Origin of the sequence: Pseudomonas batumici (genome assembly GCF_000820515.1) — a bacterium.
Classification (GTDB): domain Bacteria; phylum Pseudomonadota; class Gammaproteobacteria; order Pseudomonadales; family Pseudomonadaceae; genus Aquipseudomonas; species Aquipseudomonas batumici.
Genome location: NZ_JXDG01000076.1, coordinates 1 through 6,267, shown reverse-complemented (window position 1 = coordinate 6,267; position 6,267 = coordinate 1). Strand labels below are relative to the sequence as shown.

The 6,267-nt window shown below is 65.5% G+C and carries 2 protein-coding genes; both read right to left on the bottom strand.

The features are described 5' to 3' along the window. Positions 1-5,188, bottom strand: a 5,188-nt coding sequence (locus UCMB321_RS27825) for a non-ribosomal peptide synthetase (protein WP_157016082.1), incomplete at its 3' end; no start/stop codon positions are given. Positions 5,189-5,553: 365 nt separating this feature from the next. Next, positions 5,554-6,267 (bottom strand): phosphopantetheine-binding protein (locus UCMB321_RS27820; RefSeq protein WP_040071930.1); only part of this gene is annotated, 714 nt, incomplete at its 5' end.

Genomic DNA, 6,267 nt, shown 5'->3' with positions numbered 1-6,267 from the left:
CCGCCTGAACCAAGACCGCCGCCGGGGCACTGTCCTGCAACATGTAGGCAATCCGCTCCACCGGATAAGCCGGGTCCAGCGGCACATAACCGCCACCTGCCTTGAGAATCGCCAGCAGGCCAACAACCATCTCGGCCCCGCGCTCAACGCAGATCCCCACCCGCGAATCCGGTACCACCCCCTGCTTGCGCAGGGCATGGGCCAAGCGGTTGGCCTGCTCGTTAAGCTCACGATAAGTCAGGCGCTGCTCGCCATGGACCACCGCCAAAGCATCCGGCGTACGCTCCACCTGCGCTTCAAACAACCCATGAACCGTCTGCGCCTGCGGATAATCCAGCTCCGTCGCGTTGAACCCCACCAGCAATTGCTCGCGCTCACCAGCCGGCAGGATCGACAGGCCTTGCAACGACGCTTGCGGCGTCTGCTCCAGAGCCTCCACCAAATGCTCCAGCGTCGTGTGCATATAGCCGCAGACCCGCTGCGCACCAATCGACGACGCCACCAGGGCGGTCAGGTTGAAGCCATCACCCAGATCGTCGACGTTCAAGGTCAGCGGGTAGTTGGTCCGCTCTTCACCACTCAGGACATGGATACCGTGCCAGGCCCGCACGGCCTGCTCGGAAACAGTGCCGACAGCGCTATGCCGGTAGTTGAGCAAGCCGCTGAACAGTGGCGTCGGCGCGGCCACGCCGCTGCAACGCTGGGCCAGGGCCAGGGACGCATGTTCGTGCCCCAGCAACGCGGTCAGCCGCGCGTGGGTCGCCTTGACCCCGGCGCGCACACCCTGCCCGCCGACGGCAACCCGCAGCGGCAAGGTATTGATAAACATCCCCAACGCCCGATCGGCACCCTCGCCGCCCTGCATCCGGCCCATCAACACGGTACCGAACACCACATCCCGGCGACCCGAGACCTTGCCCAGTACCTGGGCCCAGGCCAGGTGTACCAGGCTGGCGACACTCACCCCCAACTGCCGGGCCTGAGCCCGCAGGCGTTGGTCCAACTGCGCGTCCAGCGCCTGGACCGCTTCCTCGATATCGCTGCCATCGCCCTGCACATCCTGCAAACCGAACGGCAGGGTCGGCTCCTCCACCTCACCGAGCATGTCGCGGAAAAACGCCTCATGATCGGCCGGGCTGACACCCAGGCGCGCCTGGGCCACATAGTTGCGATACGGCACCGGCACCGACAAGGCCTCGGCCTCACCGAGCAGCCAGGCCTGCATTTCATGCTGCACCACCTCCATCGCCATATGGTCCAGGGCCATGTGATGGAACAGCAGCATCGCGGTGATCCGCTGGTTGAGCGGATCTTCGGCATAGGCCAGGCGCATCAACGGCGCCTCGCTCACGTCCAGGCGGTAGTGACGCGGGTCGAAACGGCTGTGCAGTTGCGCACCGATATCGCCGGCGGCCGGATCGAGTTCAAGCGCGTCAAGGTGCAGGCGCGCCTGGCGCCAGACCACCTGCACCGGCGAATCCAGGCCTTCCCAGACCACGCTGGTACGCAAAATGTCGTGACGGTCGATAACGCTCTGCAAGGCCTGGACAAAGGAGTCCAGGCGTTCGCGATCGTCAAAGGCGAACTGGCTCTGCAACACATAGGGGTCGCCGTCTCGGGCCGCCAGGTGGTGATAGAGAATCCCCTCCTGCAACGGCGCCAGCGGGTAGATGTCCTGCACATTGGCGGTACCGCCCGGCACCGTCGCCACCACCTGGTCGATCTGTGCCTGGGTCAGGTTGGCCAACGGCAGCAGGTCCGGGGTGATCCCCTCACAACCGTCGACAATCAGGTTGGCCGGCACATGGACTTCACGACCGCTACCGACAGCAGCGGCCAGCGCGGCCAGGGTCGGCTGGCTGAACAGCACGCGCACGTCGGCACTCAGGCCCAACTGACGCATGCGCTCGATCAGGCTGACGGCCAGCAGCGAGTGCCCGCCCAGTTCGAAGAAGTGATCGTGACGCCCAACCCGCTCGACTTTCAGCAACTCGGACCACAGCCGCGCCAGGGTGATTTCCAACTCGCCCTCGGGGGCCTGGAACTCACGGCTGGCATAAGCGTCGGCGTCGGGTGCCGGCAAGGCGCGGCGATCGAGCTTACCGTTGGCGGTCAACGGGAACGATTCGAGGACGACGAAGGCACTGGGCACCATGTATTCGGCCAGGGAGGCCGCCAGTTCGCGGCGCAGATCCGGCACCGACAAGTCGCTCTCGTCCTCGCCGACCAGGTAGGCCACCAGACGCTTGTGTCCGGGTTCGTCCTGACGGGCCAGCACCACCGCCTCGCGCACGCCCGCACAAGCGGCCAGGCGCGCTTCGATCTCGCCCAGTTCGATACGGAAACCACGAATCTTCACCTGGTCGTCGTTACGCCCGAGGTACTCGACAACCCCGTCCGCGGTCCAGCGAGCGAGGTCGCCGGTGCGATACAACAAGGCTCCCGCCTCGTCGCTGAACGGGTCGGCGACGAATTGCGTGGCGTTCAGTTCCGGGCGGTTCAAGTAACCCTTGGCCACGCCCTGCCCACCGATATACAGCTCGCCGGCCACGCCCACCGCCACCGGTTGGCGCAAGGCATCGAGCACATAGACCTGGCTGTTGCCGATTGGCCGGCCAATGGGAATACCGCCATTGCCGACCGAGGTAATCTCGTAGGTCGTGGAAAAGGTGGTGGCTTCGGTCGGGCCGTAGCCGTTGAGCAGATGCTCCGGAGCCCCCTCTTCCAGTACCCGGGCAATCACCGCCGGGTCGAGCACATCGCCGCCGACGATCAGGTAGCGCAGTTGGGCGAAAGCCTCCATCAGGCCGTCGGCATATTGATGGAACAGCCCGGCGGTCATCCACAGCACACTGACCGACTGCGCCAGCAGCAGCGCACGGAACTCGTCCAGGGACAGCAATACCGACTGCTCCACCACGACCACGCAACCGCCATTGAGCAGTGGCGCCCAGACATCCAGGGTGCTGGCGTCAAAGGCCGGGTTGGAGGCGAAGGCCACGCGATCGCCGACATTGAAATCGGCATACCCGTTGTTGATCACCAGGCGGCTGACGGCCCGGTGCGGCACCAGTACCCCTTTGGGCGTACCGGTGGAGCCGGAGGTGTACATGATATAGGCCACCGACTCGGCGGACGCGGCCAGTGCCGGGTTCGGCACGTCGGCGTCCAGCTCCAGGGTGTCCAGATCGACTCGCTGGATCCCCTCGGGCACCGCGCTGTCGCTCAGGGTCAACACCTGCCGCGCCGCGCTGTCGTGCAGCATGAATGCCTGGCGTTCCGCCGGCGCATTGATATCCAGCGGCACATAGGCCGCGCCGCATTTGATAATCGCCAGTTGGCCGGCCAGCAGGTCGAAGGAGCGCTCCAGCAACAGCGCCACCCGCTCGCCCGGCTGTACGCCGAGGCCGATCAGGTGTCGGGCCAGGCCATTGGCCCGGCTGTTGAGTTGCCGATAGGTCAGGCTCCGGCCATCCTGGACGGCGGCCACTGCGTCGGGCCGCGCCACCACTTGTTGTTCGAACAGTGCCTGCAGGCTGCTGTGTCGCGGATAGTCGCGTGTCGTGGCATTGAAGCCGTGCAGCACTTGCCGGCGCTCGGCCGGTGGAAGGATTTCCAGGTGCTGCAAGGGTGTTTGTGGCTGCTGTTCCAGGGCCTCGATCAGGGCGCCGAGGGCGGCCAGCATATAGTCGCCGACGCGCTGTGCACCGATCTCCACCAGGGCCTGGACCGCCAGGCTGAACGCTTCGCCCAGGTCGTCCACCGACAGGGTGATCGGGTAGGTGCTCTGTTCTTCACCACCAAGGCTGTGCAAACCGGCCCAGGCCTTCACGGTCTCGGCCGAAGCCACCGACTCGGGGCTGCTGTGGCGGTAGTTGAGCAGCGAACTGAATAACGGCGCCGGCGCGGCCACGCCGCTGCAACGCTGGGCCAGGGCCAGGGAGGCGTGCTCGTGGCCGAGCAAGGCGGTCAGGCGCGCGTGGGTGGTCTTGACCCCTTCACGGACCCCGTGCCCCTCGAGTTTCACCCGCAACGGCAAGGTGTTGATAAACATGCCCAGGGCCCGGTCGGCGCCCTCGCCGCCCTGCATCCGGCCCATCAGCACGGTGCCGAAGACCACATCCGACTTGCCCGAAACGGCGCCCACCACCCGCGCCCAGGCCAGGTGGTGCAGGCTCGCGGCGCTGACCCCCAGCTGCCGGGCCTGGGCCCGCAGGCGCAGGCTCAACGCGGTGTCGACCGGCACACGGACTTCTTCGATCAGCGGATCGCTACCCGGGGTTTCGACCACGCCAAACGGCAGCGTCGGCTCATCGACATCCGCCAGCATGTCGCGGAAGAACCCCTCATGGGCATCGGCCCCGGCACCGAGCCGGACCTGCGCCACATAGTTGCGATACGGCACCGCCTCGGGCAAGGCATGGCCTTCGCCGAGCAGGTAGGCCTGCATCTCGTACTGCACCAGCTCCAGCGCGGCATGGTCGATGGCAATGTGATGGAACAACAGGATCGCCACCCAACGTGCATTGGCCCGGTCCTCGGCGCAGACCAGGCGCATCAGCGGGGCCTGGCGCAGGTCGAGGCGATAATGCCGGGAATCGTAGCGTTCGCGCAGCTGGGTTTCGACATCACCGTCGACGGCCGCCAGTTCCAGCTCATCCACCGCCAGCGTGGCTTCGCGCAATACCACCTGCACCGGTTCGTCGAGGCCTTCCCAGACCATGGCGGTGCGCAGGATATCGTGACGCTCGATCACCGCTTGCAGGGCCTGGGCGAAATCGTCGAGGCGCTCGCGATTATCGGCGCCGAACAGCGCCCGCAACACATAGGGGTCGCCCTGCCCGGCGGCCAGGTGATGGTAGAGAATCCCTTCCTGCAGGGGCGCCAGCGGGTAGATATCCTGGACATTGCCGGCACCACCGGGCACCGCGTCGACGATGCGGTCGATCGCGGCCTGGCTGAGGTTGGCCAGCGGCAGCATGTCCGCGGTAATGCGGAAGGCCGGGCTCAGCCAGTCACCGCCGTTTCGAGCCACCAGCTTGAGCAGTTCTGCCTTGTGCACGCCCAGACTGTCGAGTACGGCGCTGTCAAGGCCCTCGTCGTCACCGAGAATCACCAGATCGTCTTCTTCCTGTTGAAGACGGATCGCGTGCGTGGAAAGAACTGCCATCAATTCGCTGAAGTGCATCGAATAACCTGCTATTTATCATTTCGGAAAGGATTGACACCCCAAAGGCTCGGTGTCGGAGACAGCGTTTCGCGCGATAAAAAATCGGAGGGGCTTCGAAGCTCGAAGACAGCACGGGAGTCCGGGCGCAGGCGTGATCGGGCCCGCAGCAACAAAGGGCTGCGGTCCACTGACACATGCGAAACATCCCATTCGCCATGCTCCCCACAGGCCTCGAAAATTAGAGCATCCACGGGTGACTGTCTGTCATGGGAAGCCGGGACAAGACCCGGTGGAGGTACGCCCGCACAGGGGGCTGCGAAGGGGCAGGAGGAGAAAGGCCACGGCCCGACCGATGCGAGGTCGGTCGGGCCGTGGCCAGGGCTTCAGATACGGCGTTTGCGGTTAAGCGTCGGAATCTTCGCCTGCGGCACCTCCACCCGTTGCGCGGTCCCCACCGAAGCGGCCACCTGGGCCAGCGTCGGCTGGCCGAACAGCACCCGGACATCGGCTTCCAGGTTCGCCTGGCGCATGCGTTCGATCAGGCTCACCGCCAACAGCGAATGCCCGCCCAGTTCGAAGAAGTGGTCATGCCGCCCCACTCGTTCGACCTTGAGCAAATCGGCCCAGAGCGCCGCGAGCCTGGTCTCGACTTCGCCCACCGGGGCTTCGTAGACACGCAAGGCGTAGGCACTGCTGTCCGGCACCGGCAGGGCCTTGCGGTCGAGCTTGCCGTTGGGGGTCAGCGGCAAGGCGTCGAGCTGCATATAGGCAGCCGGCAACATGTAGTCCGGCAGCAGCCCTTGCAGATAAGCCCGCAGGGTGCCGCTGTCCGGCACAACACCAATACTGGCCGGGGTGAAATAAGCCACCAGGCGGGTTTCGCCCGGCACATCCTCCCGAGCCATCACCACCGCTTCGTGGACCGCTGGGTGCTTGGCCAGGCGTGCTTCGATCTCGCCCAGTTCGATACGGAAACCACGGATCTTCACCTGGTCGTCGTTACGGCCCAGGTATTCGATATTGCCGTCCGGCAGGTAGCGACCGAGGTCGCCGGTGCGGTACATGCGGGCCGAAGCTTCCCGACTGAACGGGTCGGT